General features: G+C 72.9%; 21 protein-coding genes, 5 pseudogenes and 1 riboswitch. Of the genes and pseudogenes, 12 read left to right on the forward strand and 14 right to left on the reverse strand.

All coding sequences use genetic code 11. From position 1 onward, the window contains the following. Nucleotides 1-5: 5 nt before the first annotated feature. On the reverse strand, nt 6-998 hold the full coding sequence (locus tag UG55_RS11295; protein WP_066066826.1) for an alpha-ketoacid dehydrogenase subunit beta: 993 nt from the start codon (nt 996-998) through the stop codon (nt 6-8). Then, nucleotides 995-2,095 (reverse strand): thiamine pyrophosphate-dependent enzyme (locus tag UG55_RS11300; RefSeq protein ID WP_242424162.1); only part of this gene is annotated, 1,101 nt, incomplete at its 5' end. The genes UG55_RS11295 and UG55_RS11300, both read right to left, overlap by 4 nt. 1,009 nt (nt 2,096-3,104) lie before the next feature. Here UG55_RS11300 and UG55_RS11305 point away from each other — a divergent pair. Together UG55_RS11305 and UG55_RS11310 are read left to right on the forward strand one after the other, a co-directional pair. Further along, entirely contained in the window at nt 3,105-4,700 is a 1,596-nt protein-coding gene (locus UG55_RS11305) for a WS/DGAT domain-containing protein (protein ID WP_066066980.1), read from the forward strand. Between the two features lie 236 nt (nt 4,701-4,936). Beyond that, the gene (locus UG55_RS11310; protein ID WP_066066981.1) at nt 4,937-5,389 is read left to right on the forward strand and encodes a deaminase; all 453 of its coding nucleotides are present in this window, start codon (nt 4,937-4,939) and stop codon (nt 5,387-5,389) included. 33 nt (nt 5,390-5,422) lie between these two features. Here UG55_RS11310 and UG55_RS11315 read toward each other — a convergent pair whose 3' ends face one another. The 3 genes from UG55_RS11315 to UG55_RS11325 all read right to left on the reverse strand — a co-directional run bounded on the left by UG55_RS11315 (nt 5,423) and on the right by UG55_RS11325 (nt 8,169). Next, a complete protein-coding gene (locus tag UG55_RS11315) occupies nt 5,423-6,589 on the reverse strand; it encodes an acyl-CoA dehydrogenase family protein (protein WP_066066829.1) in 1,167 nt (388 codons plus the stop codon). Nucleotides 6,590-6,835: 246 nt separating this feature from the next. Next, entirely contained in the window at nt 6,836-7,618 is a 783-nt protein-coding gene (locus UG55_RS11320; protein WP_083986675.1) for an alpha/beta fold hydrolase, read from the reverse strand. Continuing rightward, the gene (locus UG55_RS11325) at nt 7,615-8,169 is read right to left on the reverse strand and encodes an enoyl-CoA hydratase-related protein (protein ID WP_066066832.1); all 555 of its coding nucleotides are present in this window, start codon (nt 8,167-8,169) and stop codon (nt 7,615-7,617) included. The genes UG55_RS11320 and UG55_RS11325 overlap by 4 nt, the downstream gene beginning before the upstream one ends. A gap of 448 nt (nt 8,170-8,617) precedes the next feature. On the opposite strand from UG55_RS11325, the gene UG55_RS35490 reads away from it, so the two are divergent. The 8 genes and pseudogenes from UG55_RS35490 to UG55_RS11360 form a co-directional block, all read left to right on the forward strand. Next, a partial coding sequence (locus UG55_RS35490; protein ID WP_242424190.1) for a hypothetical protein occupies nt 8,618-8,725 on the forward strand: 108 nt, incomplete at its 3' end. Between the two features lies 1 nt (nt 8,726). After that, a pseudogene (locus UG55_RS11330) lies at nt 8,727-9,757 on the forward strand (acyl-CoA dehydrogenase family protein); the annotation flags it as partial. Beyond that, complete coding sequence (locus tag UG55_RS11335) at nt 9,754-11,052, forward strand: acyl-CoA dehydrogenase family protein (RefSeq protein ID WP_066066836.1); 1,299 nt, start codon at nt 9,754-9,756, stop codon at nt 11,050-11,052. The pseudogene UG55_RS11330 and the gene UG55_RS11335, both read left to right, overlap by 4 nt. 865 nt (nt 11,053-11,917) lie before the next feature. After that, entirely contained in the window at nt 11,918-12,496 is a 579-nt protein-coding gene (locus UG55_RS11340; protein WP_066066838.1) for a carboxymuconolactone decarboxylase family protein, read from the forward strand. Between the two features lie 67 nt (nt 12,497-12,563). Beyond that, the gene (locus tag UG55_RS11345) at nt 12,564-13,397 is read left to right on the forward strand and encodes a TauD/TfdA family dioxygenase (RefSeq protein ID WP_066066840.1); all 834 of its coding nucleotides are present in this window, start codon (nt 12,564-12,566) and stop codon (nt 13,395-13,397) included. A 141-nt stretch (nt 13,398-13,538) separates the two neighbouring features. Next, on the forward strand, nt 13,539-13,733 hold the full coding sequence (locus tag UG55_RS11350; protein WP_066066842.1) for a ferredoxin: 195 nt from the start codon (nt 13,539-13,541) through the stop codon (nt 13,731-13,733). Nucleotides 13,734-13,873: 140 nt separating this feature from the next. Further along, nucleotides 13,874-14,803, forward strand: coding sequence for a CYTH domain-containing protein (locus UG55_RS11355; protein WP_128422945.1), 930 nt, complete (start codon nt 13,874-13,876; stop codon nt 14,801-14,803). 13 nt (nt 14,804-14,816) lie between these two features. Continuing rightward, on the forward strand, nt 14,817-15,164 hold the full coding sequence (locus UG55_RS11360) for an EthD family reductase (RefSeq protein ID WP_242424163.1): 348 nt from the start codon (nt 14,817-14,819) through the stop codon (nt 15,162-15,164). Nucleotides 15,165-15,182: 18 nt separating this feature from the next. Here UG55_RS11360 and UG55_RS11365 read toward each other — a convergent pair whose 3' ends face one another. The 8 genes and pseudogenes from UG55_RS11365 to UG55_RS11380 form a co-directional block, all read right to left on the reverse strand. Then, on the reverse strand, nt 15,183-16,817 hold the full coding sequence (locus tag UG55_RS11365) for a DNA polymerase ligase N-terminal domain-containing protein (protein ID WP_066066844.1): 1,635 nt from the start codon (nt 16,815-16,817) through the stop codon (nt 15,183-15,185). A gap of 152 nt (nt 16,818-16,969) precedes the next feature. Beyond that, the coding region (locus tag UG55_RS35495; protein ID WP_304440403.1) for a vitamin B12 dependent-methionine synthase activation domain-containing protein at nt 16,970-17,965 on the reverse strand (996 nt) is incomplete at its 5' end. 1 nt (nt 17,966) lies between these two features. Then, nucleotides 17,967-18,891 (reverse strand): annotated as a pseudogene (locus UG55_RS35500) (B12-binding domain-containing protein); the annotation flags it as partial. 1 nt (nt 18,892) lies between these two features. Then, a pseudogene (locus UG55_RS35505) lies at nt 18,893-19,103 on the reverse strand (dihydropteroate synthase); the annotation flags it as partial. 1 nt (nt 19,104) lies between these two features. After that, nucleotides 19,105-19,265 (reverse strand): annotated as a pseudogene (locus UG55_RS35510) (dihydropteroate synthase); the annotation flags it as partial. Between the two features lies 1 nt (nt 19,266). Next, nucleotides 19,267-20,680 (reverse strand): annotated as a pseudogene (locus tag UG55_RS35515) (homocysteine S-methyltransferase family protein); the annotation flags it as partial. Between the two features lie 16 nt (nt 20,681-20,696). Continuing rightward, nucleotides 20,697-20,773, reverse strand: a riboswitch (S-adenosyl-L-homocysteine riboswitch). Between the two features lie 52 nt (nt 20,774-20,825). Beyond that, on the reverse strand, nt 20,826-21,635 hold the full coding sequence (locus UG55_RS11375; RefSeq protein ID WP_066066848.1) for an alpha/beta fold hydrolase: 810 nt from the start codon (nt 21,633-21,635) through the stop codon (nt 20,826-20,828). Nucleotides 21,636-21,766: 131 nt separating this feature from the next. Beyond that, a complete protein-coding gene (locus tag UG55_RS11380; RefSeq protein WP_066066850.1) occupies nt 21,767-22,168 on the reverse strand; it encodes a VOC family protein in 402 nt (133 codons plus the stop codon). Nucleotides 22,169-22,276: 108 nt separating this feature from the next. Here UG55_RS11380 and UG55_RS11385 point away from each other — a divergent pair, with 108 nt between their 5' ends. After that, nucleotides 22,277-23,338, forward strand: coding sequence for a YafY family protein (locus UG55_RS11385; RefSeq protein ID WP_066066852.1), 1,062 nt, complete (start codon nt 22,277-22,279; stop codon nt 23,336-23,338). A 75-nt stretch (nt 23,339-23,413) separates the two neighbouring features. Next, a complete protein-coding gene (locus UG55_RS11390; protein ID WP_066066854.1) occupies nt 23,414-24,727 on the forward strand; it encodes a DUF2252 domain-containing protein in 1,314 nt (437 codons plus the stop codon). Nucleotides 24,728-24,767: 40 nt separating this feature from the next. Here the strand turns inward: UG55_RS11390 and UG55_RS11395 are convergent, their stop codons facing one another. Continuing rightward, the gene (locus UG55_RS11395) at nt 24,768-25,442 is read right to left on the reverse strand and encodes an alpha/beta fold hydrolase (protein ID WP_066066855.1); all 675 of its coding nucleotides are present in this window, start codon (nt 25,440-25,442) and stop codon (nt 24,768-24,770) included. Nucleotides 25,443-25,506 lie beyond the last annotated feature (64 nt).

Raw genomic sequence — 25,506 nt, forward strand, 5'->3', positions numbered from 1 at the left:
CGGTCTCACTGCTCCCACTGGAGTCGGGCGACGGCGTCGAGAACGCGGTCCACGCTCGGAAGATGGTGGTGTTCGAGCAGCGGAGGCGGATACGGGATGTCGAATCCGGTCACCCGCAGCACCGGCGCGGCGAGGTGGTGGAAGCACCGTTCGCTGACCCGGGCGGCGATCTCCGCCCCGACGCCCCCGAACCCGGTGGCCTCGTGGACCACCACTGCCCGCCCGGTGGCCCGCACCGCCGCGCAGACCGTCTCGTCGTCGAAGGGAACCAGCGACCGCAGGTCGACGACGGCCAGTTCCAGGCCGGCGGCACTGGCCGCCTCGGCGGCCCGCAGGCAGACCGGCAGCGAGGGACCGTAGGTCAGCAGCGTTGCCGCCGTGCCGGGCCGGCGGACCACCGCGCGGCCGATCGGCGCCACCGCCGACGGGGTGAACTCGCCGCTGGACCAGTACAGGCGCTTGGGCTCCAGGAAGACCACCGGGTCGTCCGAGGCGATGGCGGCCCGCAGCAGGCCGTAGCTGTCGGCGACCGTCGCCGGTGTCACGACGTGCAGACCCGGCGTGTGCGCGTAGTAGGCCTCGCTGGAGTCGCTGTGGTGCTCGACACCGCCGATCCCGCCCCCGTACGGGACGCGGATGGTGAGCGGCAGCGGGAGCCGGCCGCCGGTGCGGTTGCGCATCTTGGCGACATGCGACGCGAGCTGCTCGAACGCGGGGTAGGCGAAGGCGTCGAACTGCATCTCCACCACGGGGCGCAGCCCGTACATCGCCATACCCACGGCCGTGCCGAGGATGCCCGCCTCGGCCAGGGGCGTGTCCAGGCAGCGGTCCGGCCCGAACTCGGCGGCCAGGCCGTCGGTGACCCGGAAGACCCCGCCGAGAGTGCCGACGTCCTCGCCGAGGACGTGCACGTCGGTGTCCGCGCGCAGGGAGTCGCGCAGGGCCGCGTTGAGTGCCTGCACCATGGTTGCCGTGGTCGTACCGGTCGCCGTGCTCATGCCGGGTCGCTCCCGCTGTCGGTTCGGGGCGCCTCGTCGGCGAGGCGCGCGGCCAGCGCGGCGGCCTGCTCGCGGAGCTGGCTGGTCGGCTCGGCGTAGACGTGTGTGAACAGGGAGCGCGGATCGGGGCCGGGCGCCTCGGCAGCCTCGGCCGCCCGCGCCCGCATGCCGGCGGCGAGCTCCTCGGCGGCCCGCGCGGCCGCGTCGGCCGTCGCCGCGTCGAGCAGACCGGCGGCGCGCAGGTGCGCCTCCAGCAGCGCGAGCGGATCGCGTTCCCGCCACGAGTCCACCTCCCGCTGGTCCCGGTAGCGGCTGGCGTCGTCCGCGCTGGTGTGGGCGTCGAGGCGGTAGGTGATCGCCTCGACGAGGACCGGCCCGCCGCCGGACCGCGCCTGCTCGACCGCCGCGCCGAGCACGGCGTGCACCGCCGGCGCGTCGTTGCCGTCGACCAGCCGGCCGGTGACGCCGTAGCCGACCGCCTTGTGCGCGAGCGTCGGCGCCGCGGTCTGCCGGGACAGCGGCACCGAGATCGCGTAGCCGTTGTTCTGCACGAGGAAGACCACCGGTGCCTTCAGCACCCCGGCGAAGGTCAGTGCCTCGTGGAAGTCGCCCTCGCTGGTGCCGCCGTCGCCGACCAGGGCGAGCGCCACCACGTCCCGCGGGGCCGCCGGGTCCGCCGCCGCGCGCAGCCGGGCCGCGTGGGCGAGGCCGACCGCGTGGCAGGCCTGGGTGGCCAGCGGGGTCGACAGCGGCGCCGTCCGGTACGACCGCGGGTCGTAGCCGCAGTGGGTGTGCCCGCGCATCAGCGCCAGGACGTCCATCGGCGGCACGCCCCGCGCGGTCACCGCCAGTGTGTCGCGGTAGCTGGGAAACAGCCAGTCCGTCTCGCGCAGCACCATCGCGGCGGCTATCTGGCAGGCCTCCTGGCCGGTGGACGCCGGATACACCGCGAGGCGGCCCTGGCGGGCGAGCGTGGTGGCCTGCTGGTTGAAGCGCCGGCCCAGCACCAGGCGCCGGTGCAGCTCACGCAGCAGGACGGGGTCGATCTCGCCGGCTGCCTCCGTGCCGAGGACCCGCACCGGTTCAGGGTCGGGCAGNAGTGGCGCGGGGTCGCGCCGCGGGCCGTGAGAGCTCGGCGGCCCGGCGAGACCGGGGGCGGCGCTGGCGTCGAGGACCGTCATGATCCACCTTCGGCGGTTGGTGGCGGAGTGACCCGGCGGCGTCCCGTGGACCAGATCTGGCGGTAGCCGGCCGCTGCCAACCGATTTTCCGCCTCGGGTGGGTGACTGGATCGTGTTCAGAATCACCCCGGGGACCGCTCCGGGGGATATTCGAAAATTCCGGCCGGTGGGCCGGGTGGTGCGTTGTTCCGGGCCGGAGAATATCGGTATTGATGCGCGCAGCACGGTGGCCACATTGTCTTCCCGCGATTTCCCGCTGGGTGGCGTACCGCCCCGCCAGGCGGCGAAGTTCCTGGTCAGGGGGTCGCCCGTGGAGGCTGGCGGGGCGCTCGCCGGTCGGGCAACGGGCGGATGCGCCCAGAACTGCGCGCCGGCACCGGCCCGGAAAAGCCTGGGCGGGCGGCCGGCAGAGAAAGGAGCCGCCGCGGCCGACGGGCTTCGGGCAATGCGTGCGGTGAGATGTCCCGGGGGCCTGTGAGCAGGGTCTCGGGGGTGCCCGCCGAAGGTGCCTGCGACGGGTTGTCGTGTTGCCGTCCATCACGGCGGGTGACCAATATCCTGATCGGCGGGCGACGGTGCCCACCGCGGCGGATCTCGACGGGGCGGGGGCGGACCTGACCGCTCCGGCGCGCGCCCGCGCACACCTTGGTGCCCGACGGGTGTCGATACGGTTGTCATGAGGGGATCCGGCTTATCCGCTGGTCGCGGACCCCGATTCCTGCCGGTGATCAGCTACTTGCTGTGCGTCCCGCAAGCCCGTCGACGAGACGTCGGACACAACGCTGGATGTCGCGACAAACACGAGTAGTAACTGATGCATGGGTATAGGTATCTCTCGCGCACAGTTGCGCCGATCTGCCAGGGCTGACGACCGGACGGTCCCGACCTGTACCCACTGCCCGCAGACGGGGTGGGTGAGCATCTGATGGCCCTGCTCGGCGCGATCAGGAAGACCGACTACACGCCCGCGCACGTGCGACCGTTGACCCCGGGGGACCGGGCCTACCTCGCCTTCGTCGAGCGCCATCCGGGGGAGCACCAGGACATCGGCGCACTCCTGCACTTCGACGGCCCGCAGCTGGACCTGGCGGAACTGCGGGCGCACATCGCCGAGCGGCTGCGGGACCCGCGTGCCCGCATGTTGACCGACCGGCTGGAGACAGTGACGGTCTGGTCCGCCGAGCGGGGCTCCACGGCGAAGGAGACCCGCTGGGTCTCCGATCCCGGCCTGAATCTCGACGATCACGTCGTCGCCGTCGACCTGCCACCCGTCGACCTGCCACCCGCCGACCCGGCGGCCGGCGAGGCGAACAGCGGCGTCAGAACCGGGACCGGAGCCGGCATCGGCGAGCGGGGCGGCGACGAGCGGCTGCGGGCCGCCGTCGACAGCATCGTGAGCCGGCCGGTCGACCTGACCCGGCCGCCGTGGATGCTCTACCTGCTGCGCGACCCGACGCCGGGTGCCACCGGAACGACGCTGGTGTACCGATCCAGCCACGTCCAGCAGGACGGCATGGCCCTCTACCGGGTCATGTACCTGCTGTTCGGGGACAGCGACGAGATCGACCTGGGCCTGCCCGGGACGATCCCCCGGCCGCGGCCGGTCGAGTACGCGAAGTTCGTCGCCCGGGGCGTCGGCTGCCTGCTGCCGACCCGCCGGCTGGCGGGCTGGGGCGGCCCGCCGGCCGGCCCCGCGCGGCACGACTGGGTCTCGGTCGAGGTCGGCACGCTGCGCTCGATCGCCCGCGCGCACGGCGTGACCGTGAACGACGTGTATCTCGCCGCGCTCGCCGGTGCGCTGCGGGCCTGGTCGCCGGCCGACTGGAAGCGCGGGTCGCGGCCCGTGCACGCCCTGATGCCGGTCAGCATCCGCGCCGCCGCGGAGCGGGACATCCTGTCGAACTACAACACCGGGGCCCGGGTGCCGCTCTACTGCGCGGAGCCGGACCCGGCCCGGCGGCTGGCCCGGATCGCCGCGGCGACGTCCCGGATGAAGCGGGGCGGGCTCGGGCTGGTGGAACGGCACCACTTCCCGGCGATGGCGAGGTTCGCCAGCCAGCGCATGCTCGCGGAGGTCGGCAGCTACCCGACCCAGATCGGCAAGATGGCCCTGGTGGCGACCAACGCCCGGACCATCCGCGGCCCGCTGTCCGTCGCCGGCCGGCCGATGACCGACCTGATCGGCATGGGGCCGCTGCTGGTCGGCCGCCAGCACCTCGCCGTGGCGATGTTCGGTGTCGACAACCGGGTCGGTGTCATGTTCGTCGCCAGTGAGAGCGTGCCGGGCCGGGAGCGGCTCGCCCAGCTGTGGCTGGACGAGCTCGCCGCCCTGCGGGACTGTGCGCCCCGACCGCGGGTCGCCGTGCCGGCGCAGCGCCTCCCCGCCGCCGCGGCCGCGGTGACGGCGCTGATGACCGGCACGGTGACCGGTGCGGTGACGGGTGTGGTGGCCCGGGAGCCCGGCGGCCTGCTCCCGTGGCGCCGCCGCCCGGCGGGGGCGGTGGCCGGCCACGCCGGGTAGCCCGGCGCGCCGGCTGGCGGCCACCGGCCACCGGCCACCGGTCACCTGCCGAAGTCGGCTGGTCACTGGCGGTCGGTCGCCGGGACCGCCTGTCCACCCACCCGCCGCCGGCCGTCCGCTCGCACGGACATCGCTGTCAGACGATGCTGTCGATGACGTCATCCGGACAGCGACCGCGCGGCCGGCGGGCACGGGGGGTGCGCCGTGACCCGCCCCGCGGGAGGGCGAGCGATCCCATGCCCCATTTCGACGACCACCGGTGGATGAGGCGGGCAGTCGACCTCGCCCACCGCTGCCCGCCGGCCACCGGCGCCTACTCGGTCGGCGCCGTGATCGTCGGCGCGGACGGCGAGGAGATCGCGTCGGGCTTCTCCCGGGAGGTGGACGACGCGGTGCACGCCGAGGAGTCCGCCCTCGCGAAGATCGCCCCGGACGACCCCCGGCTCGCCACCGCGACGATCTACAGCACGCTGGAACCCTGCTCGCAGCGCAGATCCCGACCGCGCACCTGTACCCAGCTCATCCTCGCCGCGAAGATCCCGCGGGTGGTGATCGCCTGGCGCGAGCCGAGCCTGTTCGTGGCCGACTGCCAGGGCTGCGAGCTCCTCGCCGCGGCCGGCCTCACCGTCGTGGAACTACCCGAACTGGCGGAACAGGCCCGCGCGGTGAACGCTCACCTGTCGATCTGAGCGGCCGGCGGGCCGGGCCGGGCCGCCGGCCGGCTAGTACGACTTCGGCAGGCCGAGGACGTGCTGGGAGACGTAGTTGAGCACCATCTCCTGGCTGACCGGGGCGATCCGCATCACGCGCGACTCACGGAAGTAGCGCTCCACGTGGTACTCGCGGGCGTAGCCCATCCCACCGTGGGTCTGGACGGCCTGGTCGGCGGCCTGGAAACCGGCCTCCGCGCACAGCCACTTGGCCATGTTCGCCTGCGGGCCGCAGGGCAGGCCCCGGTCGTAGCGCCAGGCGGCCTGGCGGGCCATCAGCTCGGCGGCGTCCAGCCGGATCTGGGCCTCGGCCAGCGGGAACGCGACGCCCTGGTTCTGGCCGATCGGCCGCTCGAAGACGACCCGCTCCTTGGCGTACCGGGTGGCCTTCTCCAGCGCGGCGCGGCCGATGCCCAGCGCCTCGTGCGCCAGCAGGATCCGCTCCGGGTTGAGCCCGTCCAGCAGGTACTTGAAGCCCTTGCCCTCCTCGCCGATGCGCGCGGACTCGGGCACGAAGAGGTTGTCGATGAAGACCTCGTACGAGGAGACGGCGTTGCGGCCCATCTTCGGGATGGCGCGCAGGTCGATCTTGTCCCGGTCGATGTCGATGAGGAACAGCGTCATGCCGTCGGTGGGGCGGGTGACCTCATCACGCTTCGTCGAGCGCGTGATGAGAATCATCTTCTGCGAGTCACCGGCCTTGGTGATCCAGACCTTCCGGCCGTTGATCACGTAACCGCCGTCGACCCGCTGCGCGAACGTGGAGATGCGGGTGGTGTCCGTGCCGGCGTTCGGCTCGGTCACGCCGAAGCAGACGTGCAGTGACCCGTCCGCCGCGCGCGGCAGGATCTCCTTCTGCAGGTCGGCGCTGCCGTGCTTGACGATCGTGTTCAGCCCGAAGATCGTCAGATGCATCGTGCTGCACCCGTTCATGCCGGCACCGGAGGCCGCGATCTCCTCCAGCAGGAGCGCCGCCTCGGTGATGCCCAGCCCGCCGCCGCCGAACTCGGTGGGGATCGCGATGCCGAGCCAGCCGCCCTCGGCGAACGCGTTGTAGAACTCCCACGGGAACTCGCACTTCTGGTCCTTCTCCGCCCAGTAGTCGTCCCCGAAGCTGCGGGCGAGCTCGCGCGCACCGGCCCTGAGCTGCTCCTGATCCGGAGTGAGTTCGAAGTGCATCGATCGACCTTCCACTGGACGAGGCGGGCGGGAAAACGGCGGGCCCCGCGAGGCGCGCCAAGACAGACAATCCCGCGCGGGACGAGACCGCGCATCTGATTCGCCACAGACGAACATCACGTTCCGTGGGAGTAATTAATGCTGTACGTGATGTCAGGCGGGTCGCCCCGCCGGCGGGCAGCACGGATGCCCGGGGTCCGCGAGGTACCCCGGCCACGCTACCGTCCCACGCCGGGTACCCGCGGGTCAGCCGAGCGCGGCGAGAAAGGGCAGCAGCGCGGCCAGGTAGGCGTCCCGGTCGCGGCTCCACAGATCGTGCCCGGCGTTCTCGACGGTCGCGAGCCGCACCGTCGGCAGCGCGTCCCGCCACTGGGTGGCGACCTCGTCGGTCACGACGGCCCCGCGGCGCCCGCCGCGGATCACCAGGACGGGGCAGCGCAGCTCGGGGAGACGATCCCAGAGCACGTGGTCGCGGGCCTCGGCGAAGACCGCGCGCGCCGCGTGCCGCGGCATCCGCTCCGACATCGGGACGCCGCGGATCCGGGTGCTCAGCTGACGTTCCACGACCGCGTCCGGCGGGCGCACGTGCCGGGCCCAGTAGTCGCCGACGACCAGCCCGGCGACCTGGTCGGGATACCGCAGCGCGTATCCCAGGGCGTAGGACGAACCGCGCGAGAAGGCGACCAGCACGGGTCGGCGCAGGCCCAGCGCGGTCACGGCCGCCCGCAGGTCCCCGATGTGGTCCTCCCAGGCGTAACCGGTGGCCGGTGCGTCGCTGTCGCCCCGGCCACGCAGGTCGACGGCCAGCACGCGGCGGTCCCCGAGCCGCTCGAGCAGCCACCGGTACTCCCGCGCGGCCTCGGCCATGCCGGGAACGACGACCACCGGCGGTGCCGGCCGATCGGAGCGGCCGTTGTCCAGCACATGCAGCCGGACGCCACCATGATCGACGAGGACGCCCGTGCCCGTGCCCGTGTCGGTGTCGGTGTCGGTGTCGGTGTCGGTGCTCGCGCGGCCGTCCGGGCTCACGCGGCCCCACCGAGGCCGAGGCCGCGGGCGAGGGTCAGGGCGGTGCGGTGGAGCGCGGCGAGCGGCACCACCGTGGTCACCAGGCCGAGAGCCTGGGCCTCGGCGGCGGTGAGGGTTCTGCCCGCCGCCGCGTGGCGGCCCGCGCCGTCGAGGATCTCCGCGCCGGGCCCGGGGTGGGAGAACTCGGCGTCGTCGGCGGCGACCACGTGTTCGCACGGCGAGCACAGCAGCACGCCGCCGGCCAGGCACCTGCCCTGGACGGCCGCGACCGCGGGTTTGGGGATGTCCCGCCAGGCCCTGGCGTAGTGGCGCTGGTGGCGGATCTCCCCGCCGCCGGACCCGTCCGGGCGGGCGAAGAAGTGCCGGCCGGCGGATCTCAGCACGACGACCCGGACCCGGCTGTCCTCGGCGGCCGTCCGCCAGGCGTCGTCGAGCTCGCGCAGCAGCTGGGCATGGTGCGCTCCGTGGGTGTCGACGGCCCGCGGGCGGCGGAACGCGATGACGCCGATGTGATCGTCGACGACGTCGTACTCGACGTGCTCGGGACGCATCGGTCTCCTTCGCCGGTCGCAGGCGGACGGATGCAAACCGCGATCGACGGGCCCCCGATTCCGGCGTCGATGCCGCATTGACCCACACCTTCACACTGAGGGTCAACAGATGCCCACTCGCGGCGCTGGTTCCGTCGGCCCCCGGTACCCAGGGTGGCCGGTCCCCCGCCGGTCGGACCCGGGAAAAGCCGAGATGGCAGTGTGGGGGTGCGGCCTGGGTGTGCGGAGGGCGCCTGAGCTGACCGGAGTCCCAGTTGTCGGCCGGCCCGCGGCTGTTGGTCGCCGGCCAGACCCCTCGCAGCCCCGTGGATGTCGAGGTCCCTCGGTGCGCGGGAGGCCCGTCCCGTGCTACGGGTTGAACGCCGGTCAAATACGCCTATAAATTTTTCTCACCTCCTGCGGTGCCAGATGTCGCGTGAGGGCTGGAGCAACGTGGAGGTATCAGGCTGTGCTGCTGGAGTTGGATGCTGATCAGGAAGTCCTCAGGGAGGCGACCGCCCGCTACCTGAGCGACCGGGTGCCCGTCGACCGGATCAGGCTGCTGCGGGACGACCCCNCCGGCTTCGACGCGGACTACTGGCGCGCCGGTGCGGAGCTCGGCTGGACGTCCCTGCTCGTCAGCGAGGAGCACGGCGGCGGTTCGATCAGCGGGTCCGGTCTCGTCGATCTGACGATCGCGGCCCACGAGTTCGGGCTCCGCGCGGCCCCCGGGCCCCTGGTGCCGACGAACGTCGTCGCCGCCGCCCTGAGTGCCACCGGCGGCGAGGCCCACCTGGAGGTCCTGGAGGGCCTGCTGGAGGGCGCGACCATCGCGTCGTGGGCGCACACCGAGCCGGCGCCGAACGACCGGCTGGGCACGGTGCGGCTCACCTGCTGGGTCGAGGGCGACGAGATCGTCCTCGACGGCGTGAAGCGCCCGGTCGAGTCGGCCGCCCAGGCCGGGTACCTGCTGGTCACCGGGCGGACGGCGGAGGGCCTCACCCAGGTGCTGGTCCCGGCCGACGCGCCCGGGGTGACCATCACCCCGCTGAAGACCGTGGACCTGACCCGGCGTTTCTCGACCGTGCGCTTCGACGGCGTGCGGGTGCCGCTGAGCGCCGTCGTCGGCGAGCTCGGGGGTGCCGCCGAGCAGATCGAGCGTCAGCTTCAGCTGACGCTGGTGATCCAGTGCGCGGAGAGCGTGGGCGCGATGCAGGCGGCCTTCGACCTCACCGTGCAGTGGGCCTTCGAGCGCTACTCGTTCGGCCGGCCGCTGGCCTCCTACCAGGAGCTCAAGCACCGCTTCGCCGACATGAAGTCCTGGCTGGAGGCCGCGCACGCGATCAGTGACAAGGCGGCGAGCGCCGTCGACGCGCAGTCGCCCGACGCGGCCGAGCTGGTGAGCGTCGCCAAGGCGTTCATCGGGGACTACGGCTCGGAGCTGCTCCAGGACTGCGTCCAGATGCACGGTGGCATCGGCGTGACCTTCGAGCATGATCTACACCTTTTCCTGCGCCGGGTCGTCCTCGACCGGGCGCTGTACGGAACACCGGCCGAGCACCGGCAGCGGATCGCCAGTGTGGTCGAGCACCTGAAGGAGCGGGCATGAGCACGGGCGCCACGAGCGGCAGCGCCACAGCGGTGGGCGACATCGAGGACGTCGAGAGCTTCCGCCTGCGGGCGCGGAACTGGATCCGCGCCAACCTGGCGCCGCTGCCGGCGAACTCCGGCGTCGGCGTGATGCGGGCGGGCCACAGCGACGAGGAGGAGCTCGCCGCCGTCGCCCGGCAGCGCGAGATCCAGCGGATGTTCTTCGACGCCGGGTTCGCCGGGATCTGTTTCCCGAAGGAGTACGGCGGTCAGGGCCTGACGCCGGAGCACCAGCGGGCCTTCAGCGAGGAGATCTCCGGCTACGAGTACCCGTCCGAGATCCAGGCGCCGACCTTCTCTCCGTGTGCGGCGGTGCTGCTGGACTTCGGCACCGAGGAGCAGAAGCGCCGGCACATCCCCGCGATCCTGCGGGGCGAGGAGCTGTGGATGCAGTTCCTCTCCGAGCCGAGCGCCGGCTCGGACGTCGCCGCCGCCCTGACCACGGCCGTCCGGGACGGTGACGACTGGATCCTCAACGGGTCCAAGATCTGGACGACCGGGGCCTGGTGGTCCGACTGGGGCCTGGTCCTGGCCCGGACGAACTGGGATGTGCCCAAGCACCGCGGCCTGACGGTGTTCATCATGCCGATTCACCAGCCGGGTATCGAGGTGCACCGCATCGAGATGCTGAACGGCAACAAGGAGTTCTGCCAGGAGTTCATCACCGACGTCCGGGTGCCGGACTCCGACCGGGTCGGCCAGGTCGACGACGGCTGGACGGTCGGCACCCGCTGGATGTTCCACGAGCGGATGCTGCACAACTCGCCGCTGGTCACCATCCCCAAGAACGGGGCGCGCGGCAGCATCCGGGCGACCCACCTGGTCGAGATCGCGCGGGACGCGGGCCGACTCGACGACCCGCTGGCCCGGGACCTCATCGGCGAGGGCCGGATGCTCGACATCGTCACCCACGCGCTCCAGGAGCGGATCTCCACCGGCATGCGGGCCGGCAAGATCCCGGACCAGTCGGCGGCGGTCGGGCGGCTGTTCACCGGCGTGACGGCCGCGCGGACGTCGACCCTCTCCTTCGAGATCGCCGGCGGGGCCGGCGCGGCGTGGACCGACGACGACGGCGCGACCGCCGAGTGCGGCAACGACTTCCTGCTGCGGCAGGTGAGCTGCATCGGCGGCGGCACCACCGAGATGGCGCGCAACGTCGTCAGCGAGCGGGTGCTCGGTATGCCCCGGGAGCCCGCGATGGACCGCGGAGTGGCGTTCCGGGACGTGCCGCGGGGCGGCGCGAGCCGCCGCTGACGGCCTGAGTCACCGATCTCCGGCCCGCCGCCCGGCGGCAGGTACACGACGGCGTGTACCTGCCGCCGGGGCGGTCGGCCGCGCGGAGCCGCGGCCGCGGCCGGGGGCGTCGCTGATCCGCGCCCGCCGGCCTTCGCCGAGCGCGTCCTCTTTCGCATCGCCTTCCTCGGGCCGCGCCTTCTTTCCCGCCGAGCTTCTTCGCCGGCCTGCTTCGCGCCGCCTTTCTTCGCGCGGGCCCTTCTTCGGGCGGGCCCTTCTTCGGGCGGACCACCCGCTCCGCACCGTCCGCCGCGGCGACCTCGGGAGGGATATCACCCGCGCTCGGCAGTACGGCGAGAATGGGGTTCCCTCTTTTGAGAAAAGTATTCACGCGCAACGTGCCGAACGGGTATTTGTCGGGCTCGTCCCGCCCGGCGGCGGCCGGTGGCCGACGCCCGCGGCGCGCCCATACCCGCCGCCGTCGGCGACCCCCCCGCCGTCGCGACCTCGGACCGCCGGCGGCGGTGGCGTCGGGTGGTGTGGCCCGAGCCCCGTGCGGCCCGGGCGGCGGGGAGGTACCGTGATGACCATTCTCGAACCTGCCATATAAGATTCTTCCGGGTGATGTCCGGGTGATGTCCGGGCGGGGTGAATCTCCGACTCTTGACCGGCCGAACGTCAGGTGATAGTCATTTTTCAGCATTGGTCCAGTGTGATTGGCTGGTATCCGGCCAGCCGCTGGGCGCGATCGGCCCCCGAGGTTCGATCAGCGCTGTGCCCTCGTCCGGGGCTCGGTGGGTGACGGTGGTCCGATCGGTACTCGGGGCGATGGGCGTCGCTGGCGGTCGCTCGAGCACTCACTGGTTCAACGGCGGAGGAGCCTGACATGGCACGGATCGAACCGCGTCCCCTGCGGGAGTGGCCGAAGGAGATGCGCGCGGCCCTGGCCGCGATGACTCCGGCGGCGCCGCGGCATCCTCCGCTGCCCACCGAGGGGCGCTCCAAGGCCCTGAACACGCTGGGAACGCTCGCCCACCATCTCGACCTGGCGCATGCGTTCTTCACTTTCAACGGCCACATTCTGCGGGGCACCACCCTCACGCTGCGTCAGCGCGAGCTGATCGTCCTGCGGGTGGCCGCGGTGCGCAAGGTCGCCTACGAATGGGCGCAGCATGTGATCATGGCTCGCGATCTCGGTGTCACCGACGCCGAGATCGCCCGCGTGGCGTGGGGCCCCGACGCGCCGTTCTGGGACCCGCTGGAGGCGGCCCTGATCCGGGCCGTCGACGAGCTGATCAACGACGGGGGGATCAGCGCGCCCACGTGGGAGATCCTCGCCACCAAGTTCGACGTGCAGCAACTGCTCGACATCATCTTCACGACCGGCACCTACGACATGCTGGCGATGATGATGCTCTCCTTCGAGCTGCCGCTGGACGACGACCTCCACGAGAGCCACGACTGAGCGCCGAGAGCCGCCGCCCCGGCGCCGGCCGGGGCCGGCCTCGCACAAGGATCTGACAGGAGCAGCCATGGCCGTGACCGTTTCCGCGATCAGCCCGGAGGTCGGCGTCGAGATCGCCGGTGCCGAGGGTCACCAGCTTGTCGGCGAGACGGCGGCGGCCGAGTGCCGGGCGCTGCTGGAGAAGCACGGTGTCGTCGTCTACCGCGAGGTCAACATCGGCGACGAGGACCTGGTCGCCTTCAGCCGGCTGCTCGGCACGGTCGTCGTCGCGCCCATGGGCGGCCTGGACGGGCTCCCCGAGGTCTCGAAGATCACGCTCGACCCGGCGGAGAGCGTGCTGGCCCCCTACCGCCGGGGCACGTTCTTCTGGCACATCGACGGCGCGACTGACGAACTGCCGCAGAAGGCCACGCTGCTGACCGCGCGCCAGGTCTCCGACGAGGGCGGCGACACCGAGTTCGCCAACACCTACGCGGCCTACGACGCCCTGTCGGACGCGGAGAAGGAGCAGTTCGCCCAGCTGCGCGTCGTGCACAGCTTCGCGGCCGCCCAGAGCCTCTCCGAGCCGGACGCCTCGGAGAAGACCCGCGCGGCGTGGGCCCGGGTGCCCGAGCGCGAGCATCCGCTGGTCTGGACCCGCCGCAGCGGGCGCAAGTCGCTGCTGGTCGGCGCGACCGCGAGCCACGTCGTCGGCTGGTCACCGGAGGCCAGCCGCGAGCTGTTGGACCGGCTGCTCGACTGGTCGACGCAGCCGCGGTTCGTCCTGCGCCACCACTGGCGCCCGGGCGACCTCGTCATCTGGGACAACACCGGCATGCTGCACCGGGCGATCCCGTACACGGCCACCTCCCGCAGGCTGATGCACCGCACCACACTCGTGGGCGAGGAGGCCGTAGCCTGACCTCCGCCAGCAAGCCGTGCGCGCGAATGCGTGCGCACGAAAGGATGCGTCCAACGGGCCGCCGGTCACGGACGTGAGCGGCGCCTAACGGGACGGCGGACGTCGTCCCGGTCCGAACTTTTCTGCCTGACGGAGGTCAGTATGCGAGTGGTCGTCGACTTCAAGCTGTGCGAGAGCAACGCGCTGTGCGTGGGCATCGCCCCGTCGGTGTTCGAGCTTGACGACAACGACTATCTGGTCATCCTGGATGAGCAGCCCGCCGAGGAGCTGCGCGCCGACCTGAAGGCGGCGGTCGCGGCCTGCCCCAAGCAGGCCATCAAGCTCGTCGACGACTGAGCACCGGGCCCGTTGGGCCGGAAACGACCACGGGCGGCCCGGCCGCCCGTGTTCTCGTTTTTCTCCGTGGATCTTCGACGGGAAGAAGGAATCTTCCTTTGTCGAGGGAAGGCCGGCCTGAACATCTACGATCAGCTTCGATGAGCCGTATCCATCCTGCCGCGCTGCGTGAGTTCCGCGTATCCGTCCTTTCCCGCGGCGCCGAGCCGCCCCGCGGCCGGGCCCACGGCGGTTCCGCGGTGCCGAGCGGCTCGGCCTCCGCCCGGCGCCGGCGTGCCGCGCAGCGGTTCTGGCAGCTTCCCGACTCCGAGCTCGACCGGCTGCTGGCACTGGCCGGCGAGGCCGACCGCGTCGAGCTGAAGCTCGTCGTGCCCACCGACGCGCACGAGAGCACCTGCGTGGCCCTCGGCGTCGACTTCGCCCGGGCCCGCCGCCAGCGCGTTCTCTACCTCGACACCCCGGACCGGGCGCTGCACCGCAACGGCGCGGTGGCGCGGCTGCGCAGCATCGCGGGCGGCTCCGACGACGCCGTCGTCAAGCTCCGCCCGCTCGTCCCCACCGATGTCCCGCGCCGGCTCCGGCGCTCGAAGGACTTCGTCATCGAGGTCGACGGGATGCCGGGCTACTACGTCTGCTCCGGCGCGCTGCGGGCCCGCCTCGGCACGGACGACGTCGCGCGGGTGATGACCCGGTCGAGGCCGCCGCACCGCCTTTTCACCCGCCCGCAGCTGCGGCTGCTGGCTGCCCGCCTGCCGGCCGGCTTCGCCGTGGAGGACCTGATGATGTTCGGCCCGGTGGACGCGCGCCGGGCGAAGATCCGCCCGGAGGGGCTCGGGCGCCGCCTGTTCGTCGAGCGGTGGACCTATCCCGACGGGTCCCGCCTGCTTGAGCTGTCGACCCGCTGCGCCCCGGCGGAGGCCCTGCCGGTCGCCGCCCGCGCGGCCGACGTCCTGCGCCGGCACGGCGTCGACCTCACCGGGCCGCAGCAGACCAAGACCCGGCTCACCCTGGACTTCTTCTCCGGTACGGGGCCAAGCCTCCCACTCGGGACGGATGCGCCGATCAGGTGATCTGGGAGAAGCTGTGGGACGGGCGTCTCATCTGGCACATCATCTGGCAGGCGCCGCGAGCGAGGAGGCCATCGCCGTGATCCGGCTCAGCGTGCTGTACCCGAAGACCGAGGGCGCGACGTTCGACCATGACTACTACCTGAACTCCCACATCCCGATGGCCTGCAGGATGTGGGGGCTCACCCAGGTGGAGGTCGACCGGGGCATCCGGGGGCCGTACGTGGCGGCGGCACACTTCCGCTTCGAGTCGATGGACGAGCTCAAGAAGGCCATGAGCGCCGACAGCTCGGAGATCAGCTCCGATCTGGCGAACTACACCACGATCACTCCGGTGATGCAGATCAGCGAGCTCGCCGACTGATCCGTCCCGGGCCCGCGGTCAGGTCACCGGCGGCAGGGGCTGCCCCGCGGCCAGCACGGCGCGGAAGGGGTCACCGCGCTCGGCGAGCCGGCGCAGGACCGAGTGGATCGTGAAGCCGTCCGGGCGCAGCGCCGGGTCGTCGAGCTCGTCCCAGTCGATCGGCGCGGAGACCGGCGCCCCGGCGGCGGCGCGCGGGCTGTAGGGGGCGACCAGGGTCTTGTTCGGGGCGTTCTGGGTGTAGTCGAGCCGGGCGCGGCCGGCGCGTTCCCGCACCTCCCACTTCCAGCTCACCAGGTCCGGGACGACGGCCCCGACCGCCCGGGAGAGCTGGGCGACCCAGTCCCTGGTCTCCTCGAAGCCGGTGCCCGGCGCGACCGGGACCCAGATCTGGATGCCCCGGCGCCCGGTGACCTTGGGCCGGGCCGTCACCCCGAGGTGCTCCAGCGCCGTGCGGTGCAGCCGGGCCAGCAGGAGCACCTCCTCCCAGGCTGTCCCGGTACCCGGGTCGAGGTCGATGAGCGCGTACGAGGGGTGGTCGGGGGCGTCCACCGGCGCCGTCCACGCGTGCCATTCGAGCGCGCCGAAGTTGGCCGCCCACACCAGCGTGGCGGGGGAGTCCACGACCAGATGCGCGGTCGTCCGGCCGGGGGTCACCCGCCGGGGGCGCCAGCGGGTGACCCAGTCGGGGGCGTGCGCCGGGACCTGCTTGTGCCAGAAGCCGGGAGCCTGGGCGCCGTCGGGGAACCGGTGCATGTTCAGCGCCCGGCCGGCGAGGTAGGGCAGGACGGTCGGCGCGACCAGCGCGGCGTAGCGGACGAGGTCCCGCTTGGTCGTCGCCGGGCGCCCCGGTGCCGCCGGGAACAGCGGCTTGTCCAGGTTGGTCAGCCGCAGCCGCCGGCCGTACACCTCCCACACCCCGCTCGGCCCGAGCTCGTCGAGCGCGGCCAGCTCGGTCCCGGCGGGCGCTCGCACCGCCGGTTCCGCGGTACCGGCCGTGCCGGCGGTACCGGCGCGACCCGCGGGTGGACCGGACCGCCAGACGCGCTCGGGCGCCGCCCTGACCTCGTCGTTCGTGCGGCCGCTGAGCACCGAGCGGGGGTGTTCCTCCGGATCCCACCCGGGGATCGTCTCGGCGTCCCGCTTGTGCAGGAGCAGCCACTGGGGCTCCTCCCGGCGGATCAGCACCAGGCGGCCCCGCAGCTTCCGGCCGAACACGTCCGCGTGCAGCTCGCCGGCGGCGACGGCGGCGACCGGGTCGTCCGTGCCGTGCGGCGCCCAGGTGCCGATGTCCCAGACGATGACGTCTCCGGCGCCGTACTGGCCGGGCGGGATCACGCCCTCGAAGTCCAGGTACTCCAGCGGGTGGTCCTCGACGTGCACCGCCATCCGCCGCGCCGCCGGATCGAGCGTGGGGCCGCGCGGCACCGCCCAGCTCGCGAGCACGCCGCCCATCTCGAGACGCAGGTCGTAGTGCAGCCGCCGGGCACGGTGCCGCTGCACGACGAAGCGGGGCCGGCCCGCGGGCGGGCCGTCACCCCGCGGCTCGCCGGCGGGCTCCGGGGTACCGGCGAAGTCCCGCTTCCGCCGGTAGCGGTCCAGCCGCCCGGCCGGCCCGGCCGGCTCCTGCCCGGGGGACTTCGAGGAACTCGCCACGCCACCCCTCCCGGAACCGTGGCGGCGCGCACCGGCGCGGTCGGCGTCCCGCCGCCGCGGCTCCCACCGTCCCGACTGTGACGCAGTGTAACGACAGCGGTGGTGGCGGTCGCGTCACCCGGGGCCGGAGGGCGACTACTCCGGGTCGAAGGCTACTTCGGGTCGTAGGCGAGGTTGGGGCGCAGCCACCGCTCCGTCTCGGCGATGCTCTGCCCGCGCCGCGCCGCGTACTCCTCGACCTGGTCACGGCCGATCCGCCCGACGGTGAAGTACCGCGAGGACGGGTGGGCGAAGATGATCCCGCTGACCGCTGAGGCGGGTGTCATGGCGAACGACTCGGTCAGGCCCAGGCCGACCTTCTCCGCCTCCAGCAGGTCGAACAGCACGCGCTTCTCGCTGTGGTCCGGGCTGGCCGGGTAGCCGAAGGCGGGGCGGATGCCGCGGAACCGCTCGGCGTGCAGGTCCGCCAGCGCCGGGTCGGCGTCCGGCTCGAACCAGTCGCGGCGGGCGCGCAGGTGGATGTACTCGGCGAACGCCTCCGCCAGCCGGTCGGCCAGCGCCTTCACCATGATCGACCGGTAGTCGTCCTGGCTGGCCTCGAAGCTGGCGGCGAGGACGTCGGCGCCGTGGATGGCGACCGCGAACGCGCCGAGGTGGTCGCCGGCCGGGGCCACGTAGTCGGCGAGGCAGCGGTTCGGGCGGCCCGCCGGCTTGGCCGTCTGCTGCCGCAGCATCGGCAGCGCCAGCCGGCCGTCCCGGGTCGGCTGCCCGGCCGCGGCCGGTGCGTCGGCGTTCACCGCGGCCACGTCGATCAGGATGTCGTCACCGTCGGCGGCGGCCGGCCAGAAGCCGTAGACGCCCTCGGCGCGCAGGCTGCCGTCCGCGATGATCTGATCCAGCAGGACGTTCGCCTCGTCGTACAGCTCGCGGGCGACGGGCTGCTCCAGGATCGCCGGGAACTTGCCCTTCACCTCCCAGGCGAGGAAGAAGAACTGCCAGTCGATCATCGCGCGCAGCTCGGCCAGCTCCGGGCGCACGACCCGCAGGCCGGTGAAGGCGGGCACGGGCAGGTCGTCGAACGGCACCTGCTCGCGGTTGGCCCGCGCCTGCGCGAGGGTGAGCAGCGGCTGCTGCTGGCGCTTCTCGTGNTGCTCGCGCAGCTGCTGCTGCTCCTGCCGGTTGCGGGCGGCGAGGTCGGCCGCCCGGTCGCCGTCGAGCAGGTCGGAGACCACGCCGACGACCCGGGAGGCGTCCAGGACGTGCACGGTTGTGGCCTCGTAGGCGGGTGCGATGCGCACCGCGGTGTGCTGCCGCGAGGTGGTCGCCCCACCGATCAGCAACGGCAGCTTCAGGCCGCGGCGCTGCATCTCGCCGGCCACCGAGACCATCTCGTCCAGCGAGGGCGTGATCAGGCCGGACAGGCCGACCGCGTCCGCGCCCTCGGCGACCGCGGTGTCGAGGATGACCTTGGCCGGGACCATCACGCCCAGGTCGATGACCTCGTAGTTGTTGCAGCCCAGCACCACGCCGACGATGTTCTTGCCGATGTCGTGCACGTCGCCCTTGACGGTCGCGAGCACGACCTTGCCGTTGCCGCGCCGCCCCTGCTCCGCGTCGGCGCCGCCGGCGGCGAGCAGGGCCTGCTTCTCGGCCTCCATGAACGGCTCCAGGTAGGCGACGGATCGCTTCATCACCCGGGCGCTCTTCACCACCTGCGGCAGGAACATCTTGCCCGAGCCGAACAGGTCACCGACGATCTTCATGCCGTCCATCAGCGGGCCCTCGATCACGTCGAGGGGGCGGGCCGCCGTGGCACGGGCCTCCTCCGTGTCGGCCTCGATGAAGTCGACGATGCCGTGCACGAGCGCGTGCGAGAGCCGCTGTTCGACCGGCGCCTCCCGCCAGGACAGGTCCACGACGCGCTTCGTCCCGCTGCCGCTGACCGTCTCGGCGAACGCCACGAGCCGGTCGGTGGCGTCGTCCCGGCGGTCGAACAGGACGTCCTCGACCAGCTCAAGCAGGTCGGCGGGGATGTCCTCGTAGACGGCGAGCTGGCCGGCGTTGACGATGCCCANGTCGAGCCCGGCCCGCACCGCGTGCAGCAGGAAGGCCGAGTGCATCGCCTCCCGGACGACGTCGTTGCCCCGGAACGAGAACGACAGGTTCGAGATGCCACCGCTGAGGCGCACGCCGGGGCACCGCTGCTTGATCAGCGGCAGGGCGTCGATGAACGCCTTGGCGTAGCCGTTGTGCTCGGCGATGCCGGTGGCCACCGCGAGCACGTTCNGGTCGAAGATGATGTCGGTGGCCGGGAAGCCGACCTGCTGGGTGAGCAGGTCGTAGGCGCGGGCACAGATGGCCACCTTGCGCTCGGTGGTGTCGGCCTGGCCCTGTTCGTCGAAGGCCATCACGACCACGCCGGCGCCGAAGTCGCGGATGCGCCGGGCCNGCTCCAGGAACGGGCCCTCGCCCTCCTTGAGGCTGATCGAGTTGACCACGCCCTTGCCCTGCACGCAGCGCAGCCCCGCCTCCAGCACGCTCCAGCGGGAGCTGTCGATCATGATGGGCAGCCGGGCGGCCTCCGGCTCGGTGGCCAGCAGGTTGAGGAAGGTGGTCATCGCCCGCTCGCTGTCGAGCAGGTCGGCGTCCATGTTGACGTCCAGCAGGTTCGCCCCGCCGCGTACCTGCTCCAGGGCGACGTCGATCGCGGCCTGGTAGTCGTCGGCCTCGATCAGCCGGCGGAACCGGGCCGAACCGGTGACGTTGGTCCGCTCGCCGATCATGACGAAGCCGGTGTCCGCGCCGATCTCGAACGGCTCCAGGCCGCTGAACCGGGTGCGCGCGGGCAGCTCCGGGACGGCGCGGGGGGCCGCCTCCCTGACCGCGGCGGCGATCCGCGCGATGTGCGCGGGTGTCGTCCCGCAGCAGCCGCCGACCACGTTGACCAGGCCCTCGGCCGCGAACCCGCCGATCAGCCGGCCGGCCTCCGCCGGTGTCTGGTCGTAGCCACCGAAGGCGTTCGGCAGACCGGCGTTCGGATGGCAGGCGGTGTACGTGCCGGCGAGCCGGGCCAGGTCGGTGACGTGCGGGCGCATCTCCTCGGCGCCCAGCGAGCAGTTCACCCCGACGACCAGCGGCTCGGCGTGCGCGATCGAGCTCCAGAACGCCTCGACGGTCTGCCCGGACAGCGTCCGCCCGCTCATGTCGACGATCGTCACCGAGATCCACAGCGGCAGCTGCGGGGCGACCTCGCGGGCCGCGGCGATCGCGGCCTTCGCGTTGAGCGTGTCGAAGATCGTCTCGATGAGGAGGAGGTCGGCACCGCCCTCGGCCAGCGCCGCGATCTGCTCGGCGTAGGAGGTCTTCACCTCGTCGAACGTCACCGCGCGGTATGCCGGATCCTCCACCCGCGGCGACAGCGACAGCGTCACGTTCAGCGGGCCGATCGACCCGGCGACGAACCGCGGCGAGCCGCTCTTCGCCGCGGCCTCGTCCGCGGCCTGCCGGGCCAGCCGGGCCCCCGCCACGTTCATCTCCCGCACCAGCGACTGCAGGCCGTAGTCCGCCTGGCCGATGTTCGTCGCGGTGAAGGTGTTCGTCGTGGTGATGTCCGCGCCCGCGGCCAGATACTGCCGGTGGACGTCGAGGATGATGTCCGGCCGGGTCAGGTTCAGCAGGTCCGGGTCGCCGGTGACGTCCTTCGGATGGTCGGCGAACCGCTCCGTGCGGTAGTCGGCGGGGGTGAGGCCGGCGTTCTGCAGCATCGTTCCCCAGGCGCCGTCGAGGACGACGACCCGCTGCTCCAGCAGGTCCCGCAGGGCCCGCTCGGCGCTGCCGACAACGCGTGTTCCGGACTCAGCCATGAGACACACCTCCCTGTGACGGGAGGCGCCCTTACGGAGTGGTTCCAGCCGAGCGTGGCGGACCTCCGGCCCGTTGCAGCGCCCCTCGACCTGGAAATCGACCTTACACGGTCCCCGGTGGCGCGTTCGAGCCCGGTTGGCGCGGTCAGTCCGCGAGGTGGTCGGTCAGCAGGCCGCGAAGCGTTCGCCGGTCGCTCCACATCGGCACCGCCGCCGGGAAGACGTGCGTCCGTGCCCGCGGCAGCGCCGTCGCGACCTCCGCCACCGTGGCGGTGCGGTGGATCAGGTCGCCCTCCTGCCCGACGACCAGCGTCCGCGCGCCCACCCGGGCCAGCCCCGAACGGCTGGCGACCGGTGCGTTGCCCGGCCGCTCGGTGGGCGCCGTGCAGGCCAGCAGCATGAGGGCGTAGGCGCGCAGGTACAGGTCACCACCGCGGGCGCCGCGCAGCTCCGGGGTCATGCAGGCGGCGATCTCGGCGCGCAGTTCGTCGGGGTCGCCGACGAGCCGGGCCCCGTGGATGCGGCGGAACATCTCGAGCACGTCCGGGGGGATCGGCTCGTCCAGTGCCGGCGGCAGCAGCAGCGCCAGCGTCGTGAACAGGTCCGGCTGCCGGTCGGCGAGTGCCAGCAACGCGCCGGCCCCCATGCTCTGCCCGACGCCGGTGGTCGCCCCGACGGCCTCGGCGACGCCGGCCAGTTCGTCGGCGAGATCGGCGTACGTCCAGCCGTCGGGACGGGGTGCCGACCCGCCGTAGCCGCGGAAGTTCACCACGGCCTTCGTGCCGGGCAGCCGCAGGACCGTGGGCAGCATGACCCGGGCGGACGCGCCCCAGGCGTGGGCCACCAGGATCACGGGCGTCCCGTCCCCGACGACCAGGACCTCGTTCGAGGCGCCCGGGGGGCCCACCGTCAGCGTCCGGACCTGCGTCGTCTGTACCCGCACCGACACGCGCATCCCCCAGGTTCCCGCCGGGAGCCGCCGCGGCTGCCCGACTCGATGACCGTCTGACCGGTTCCATGGTCCTCGGTCACCGGTTCCGGAGTCGCGGTGGCTTCCAGGCCGGTGTGGCGGGGCCGGCCCCGGGCTCAGTCGGACGAGGCCGGCGGGCAGAGGCAGAACGGGTGGCCGGCCGGGTCGAGGAGCACCCGCCAGCGGTCCCCGCCCGGCTGGAACTCGGCCTGCGTGGCGCCGAGCTTCTCCGCCAGGCCGACGGAGGCCGCCAGATCGTCGACCCGGAAGTCCAGGTGGAACTGCTGCGGCGCGGCCTGGTCCGGCCACCGCGGCGGCCGGTAGCCCTCGACCCGCTGAAAGCCGATCATGACCCCCGTGCCCGGGTGCGTCAGAAAGGCCCAGGCGCCAGCCTCGTCGGCGCCGCCCACCCCCCAGCCCGTCAGCTCGCCGTAGAACTCGGCCAGCGCCTTCGCGTCCGGGCAGTCCAGCATCAGCCCCGCCCAACTCAACCCCGTCGTGGATGTCGGTGTCGCCATCGCCGTACCTCCTGGTCGCCATCTCCGCCGGGCGCGGCCGCCCGCTGGGCCCATCCTCGCCGCGATACCTGACTTCTCCTGTCAGGTATCGCGGCGGAAGATGGGAGGGTGCGCGCCGGCCGGCTCCTGTCCGTTCTGCTCCTGCTGCAGGCACGCGGGCGGCTGACGGCCCGGGAGATCGCCGACGAGCTGGCGGTGTCGGTCCGCACCGTCTACCGGGATCTGGAGTCGCTCGCCGGGGCGGGTGTCCCCGTGGTGGCCGAGCGCGGATCGGCCGGCGGGTATCGGCTCCTCGCCGGCTACCGCACGAGCCTGACCGGACTGACCGCCGGTGAGTCGGACTCCCTGCCCCTGGCCGGGCTCCCCGAGGCCGCCGCCGCGCTCGGCTTCGGCCTGGAGGCCGCCACCGCCGAGCTCAAACTGCTCGCGGCGCTCCCGTCCGGGAACCGCGAACGGGCCCTGCGGGCGCGCCGCCTGTTCCACCTCGACGCGCCGGGCTGGTTCCGGGACGCCGAGCCGGTGCCGCACCTGGCCGCGGTCGCCGGGGCGGTCTGGGGGTGCCGGCGTATCCGGATCACCTACCTGCGCTGGCGGTCTCCCCGCCAGGTGGTCCGCGACCTTGAGCCGCTCGGCGTCGTGCTCAAGAGCGGCACCTGGTACCTGGTGGCCGCCCCGGCGGGGGGCGCGGGGGGCGCGGGGGGCGCGGTGGCCAGCCCGGACCCGGCACCCCAGGGCACGGCCCGCGTCTACCGGGTCGCCAAGATCCTGCGGATGGAGGCACTGCCGGAGTCTTTCCGGCATCCGGACGGCTTCGATCTCGCGGAGTACTGGAACGGGTGGACGGAGCGTTACGAGAAGGGGGTCTACCGCGCGACCGCCACGGTGCGGCTCTCCCCGGAGGGCGTGCGGATGGCTCCCTTCCGGCTCGCGCCCGCGGTGGCTCGGGCGGTCGAGCGGGCGGTCGAGCGGGCGGTGGGCCACCCCGAGGCGGACGGCTGGGTGCGCGCCGAACTGCCCATCGAGTCGATCAGACACGCCCGCGGTGACCTGCTCACCCTCGGCGCGGAGCTGGAGGTGCTCGACCCGCCGGAACTGCGCGCGGCGATGGCCGCCACCGCCGCCGACCTCGCAGCGATCTACAGCTGGCCCGGCGGCGGGCACCCTGGGTGACGCCGCCCCCATGTGCCGGTCGCCGCTGGCATGCTTTGGCCGGGCACGAAGAGGATGCGACGAGGAGGCGCGGCCATGACGACGTCCGCTGCCGGTGCCGACCGGCCCGAAGTGATCGGTGAGGTGTTCACGGCGGCCTTCGGCGCGCTGATGGCCGCCGAGCCCGGCGCGTTCCGCCGCAAGTTCCGGAAGATGGCGGCCTCGCCGTTCGCCTTCTACCGCGGTTCGGCGGCGCTGTTCTACGCCGATCTCCAGCAGCTGGACGACCCGTTCCTCGACGAGCGGACGAGCCGGGTCTGGATCCACGGCGACCTGCACGCGGAGAACTTCGGCACCTACATGAGCAGCGGCGGTGTGCTGGTGTTCAACGTCAACGACTTCGACGAGGCCTACGTCGGGCCGTTCACCTGGGATCTGCGGCGGCTGGTGGCGAGCCTCGCTCTGCTGGGGCGGGCCAAGGCGCTCAGCGACGCCGTCATCACGGACCTGGTGCGGGCCTGCGTCGGCGCCTACCGGGAGAAGATCCGGGACCTCGCCGAGGGCGGGTCGTCGGCGGACCTGCTCACCCGGGAGACCACCTCGGGGGTGGTGCACGCCTTCCTGCAGCAGGCCCGGCGCGCCACCCGGGTGGCCCTGCTCGACGAGCTCACCGTGGTCGAGAACTACGACCGCCGCTTCGCCCACGTGGACGGGGTCAGCGCGGTCGACGAGGAGACCCGCGCGAACGTCCTCGACGCCTTCGACCGCTACCTGGCCACGGTGCCGCCGGGCCGGCGCACCCGTCCGGTGTCGCTCACGGTCAAGGACGTCGTGCTCCGGCGCGGAGTGGGCATCGGCAGCGCCGGCCTGCCGTCCTACAGCCTGCTGGTCGAGGGGCAGACCGAGGCGCTCGACAACGACGTCGTGCTGTACATGAAGCAGGGGCAGGTCCCGGCGGTGAGCCGGTTCGTCGCCGACGAGCGGATCGTGCGCTACTTCCACCACCAGGGCCACCGCACGGCGGTCTCGCAGCGGGCGTTGCAGGCGGACAGCGACACCTGGCTCGGCTACACCGAGCTCGGTGGAGTCGGCCAGCTCGTCGCCGAGGTCTCGCCCTACGCGCAGGACCTGGACTGGTCCGAGGTGAACGAGCGGGACGAGATGCTGGCGCTGGTCGCCGACCTGGGCCGGTCGACGGCGCGGATGCACGCCGTCGCCGACGACGAGAGCGAGCACGACCTGGTGGCCTTCTCCACCGAGGAGGCCATCCACGCCGCGATCTCGGCGGACGCGGAGGCGTTCACGCAGGCCATGGTCGAGTTCGCGCACGACTACGGCGCCCGGGTGCACGCCGACCACGCCCTGTTCGTCGACATGTTCCGCAACGGCGAGATCATCGACGTCGACTGAGCCCGCCGGGCTGTGGATCAGGCGCCGCGCAGGCTGGGGATCAGACGCCGAGGAAGTCGAAGACGGCGCTCATCGCCCGCGGGTTCGCCTGGACGGAGTAGTGGTCGGCGCCCTCGATGGTCCGTCCGGTGGCCTTCGGGAACAGCGCGGCGAACTCCTCGGGTGAGCCGGCCTCGTCCCGCTCGCCGATGACGACGAGCACCTCGCAGGCCACCGCGGACAGGTCGGCGGCGGTGAGCCGCGGGATCGGCCGCTGCGCGAAGGCGAGCACGGAGTCGACGTCGTTGCCAGCGCGGCGCGCGAGTCCCCTGATCACCCGGGCCAGGACGTCGGTGCCGTCCTCGGCGTCCGGGGTGAACGCCCGCCCCCGCTCCGGGCGGAACTCCAGCATGCGCGGGCCGAGGCCGAGCAGGGCCAGCCGGTTGAAGGCCCCGAGCCCGCGGACCGCGGCCTCGAGCAGCAGGTGCGCGCCGGCCGAGAACCCGACCGCGTCGACGGGGCCGCGCCCGGCGAACGTCTCGACGATCTCGGCGGCGGCGTCGGCGTAGGACGCCGGGTCGGTGTCCCGGCGCGACGTGCCGTGCCCCGGCAGGTCGACCAGGATGACCTCGCGGCCCGCCTCCTGGAGCATGTCGATCCAGCCGGACCCGCGCCAGCCGTGCTCGCTGGAGGAGCCGAGGCCGTGGACCAGGACCACCGGTGGTGTGTCAGCCATGTTCCGAACCGTAAGCCCAGGCCACCGGCGGATGCTCCCGGTTCCGCGGCATTTCGCCCTACCC

The sequence above is a fragment of the Frankia sp. EI5c genome (assembly GCF_001636565.1).
Classification (GTDB): Bacteria; Actinomycetota; Actinomycetes; order Frankiales; family Frankiaceae; genus Parafrankia.

Bases quoted from the DNA above. Each gene is read 5' to 3' on its own strand.
- UG55_RS11390 (WP_066066854.1), top strand. From the start codon at position 23,414: ATGACGACGTCCGCTGCCGGTGCCGACCGGCCCGAAGTGATCGGTGAG.
- UG55_RS11315 (WP_066066829.1), bottom strand. From the start codon at position 6,589: ATGCACTTCGAACTCACTCCGGATCAGGAGCAGCTCAGGGCCGGTGCG.
- UG55_RS11395 (WP_066066855.1), bottom strand. From the start codon at position 25,442: ATGGCTGACACACCACCGGTGGTCCTGGTCCACGGCCTCGGCTCCTCC.
- UG55_RS11310 (WP_066066981.1), top strand. From the start codon at position 4,937: ATGCCCCATTTCGACGACCACCGGTGGATGAGGCGGGCAGTCGACCTC.
- UG55_RS11305 (WP_066066980.1), top strand. From the start codon at position 3,105: ATGGCCCTGCTCGGCGCGATCAGGAAGACCGACTACACGCCCGCGCAC.
- UG55_RS11295 (WP_066066826.1), bottom strand. From the start codon at position 998: ATGAGCACGGCGACCGGTACGACCACGGCAACCATGGTGCAGGCACTC.
- UG55_RS11325 (WP_066066832.1), bottom strand. From the start codon at position 8,169: ATGCGTCCCGAGCACGTCGAGTACGACGTCGTCGACGATCACATCGGC.
- UG55_RS11355 (WP_128422945.1), top strand. From the start codon at position 13,874: ATGAGCCGTATCCATCCTGCCGCGCTGCGTGAGTTCCGCGTATCCGTC.
- UG55_RS11345 (WP_066066840.1), top strand. From the start codon at position 12,564: ATGGCCGTGACCGTTTCCGCGATCAGCCCGGAGGTCGGCGTCGAGATC.
- UG55_RS11380 (WP_066066850.1), bottom strand. From the start codon at position 22,168: ATGGCGACACCGACATCCACGACGGGGTTGAGTTGGGCGGGGCTGATG.
- UG55_RS11335 (WP_066066836.1), top strand. From the start codon at position 9,754: ATGAGCACGGGCGCCACGAGCGGCAGCGCCACAGCGGTGGGCGACATC.
- UG55_RS11350 (WP_066066842.1), top strand. From the start codon at position 13,539: ATGCGAGTGGTCGTCGACTTCAAGCTGTGCGAGAGCAACGCGCTGTGC.
- UG55_RS11375 (WP_066066848.1), bottom strand. From the start codon at position 21,635: ATGCGCGTGTCGGTGCGGGTACAGACGACGCAGGTCCGGACGCTGACG.
- UG55_RS11340 (WP_066066838.1), top strand. From the start codon at position 11,918: ATGGCACGGATCGAACCGCGTCCCCTGCGGGAGTGGCCGAAGGAGATG.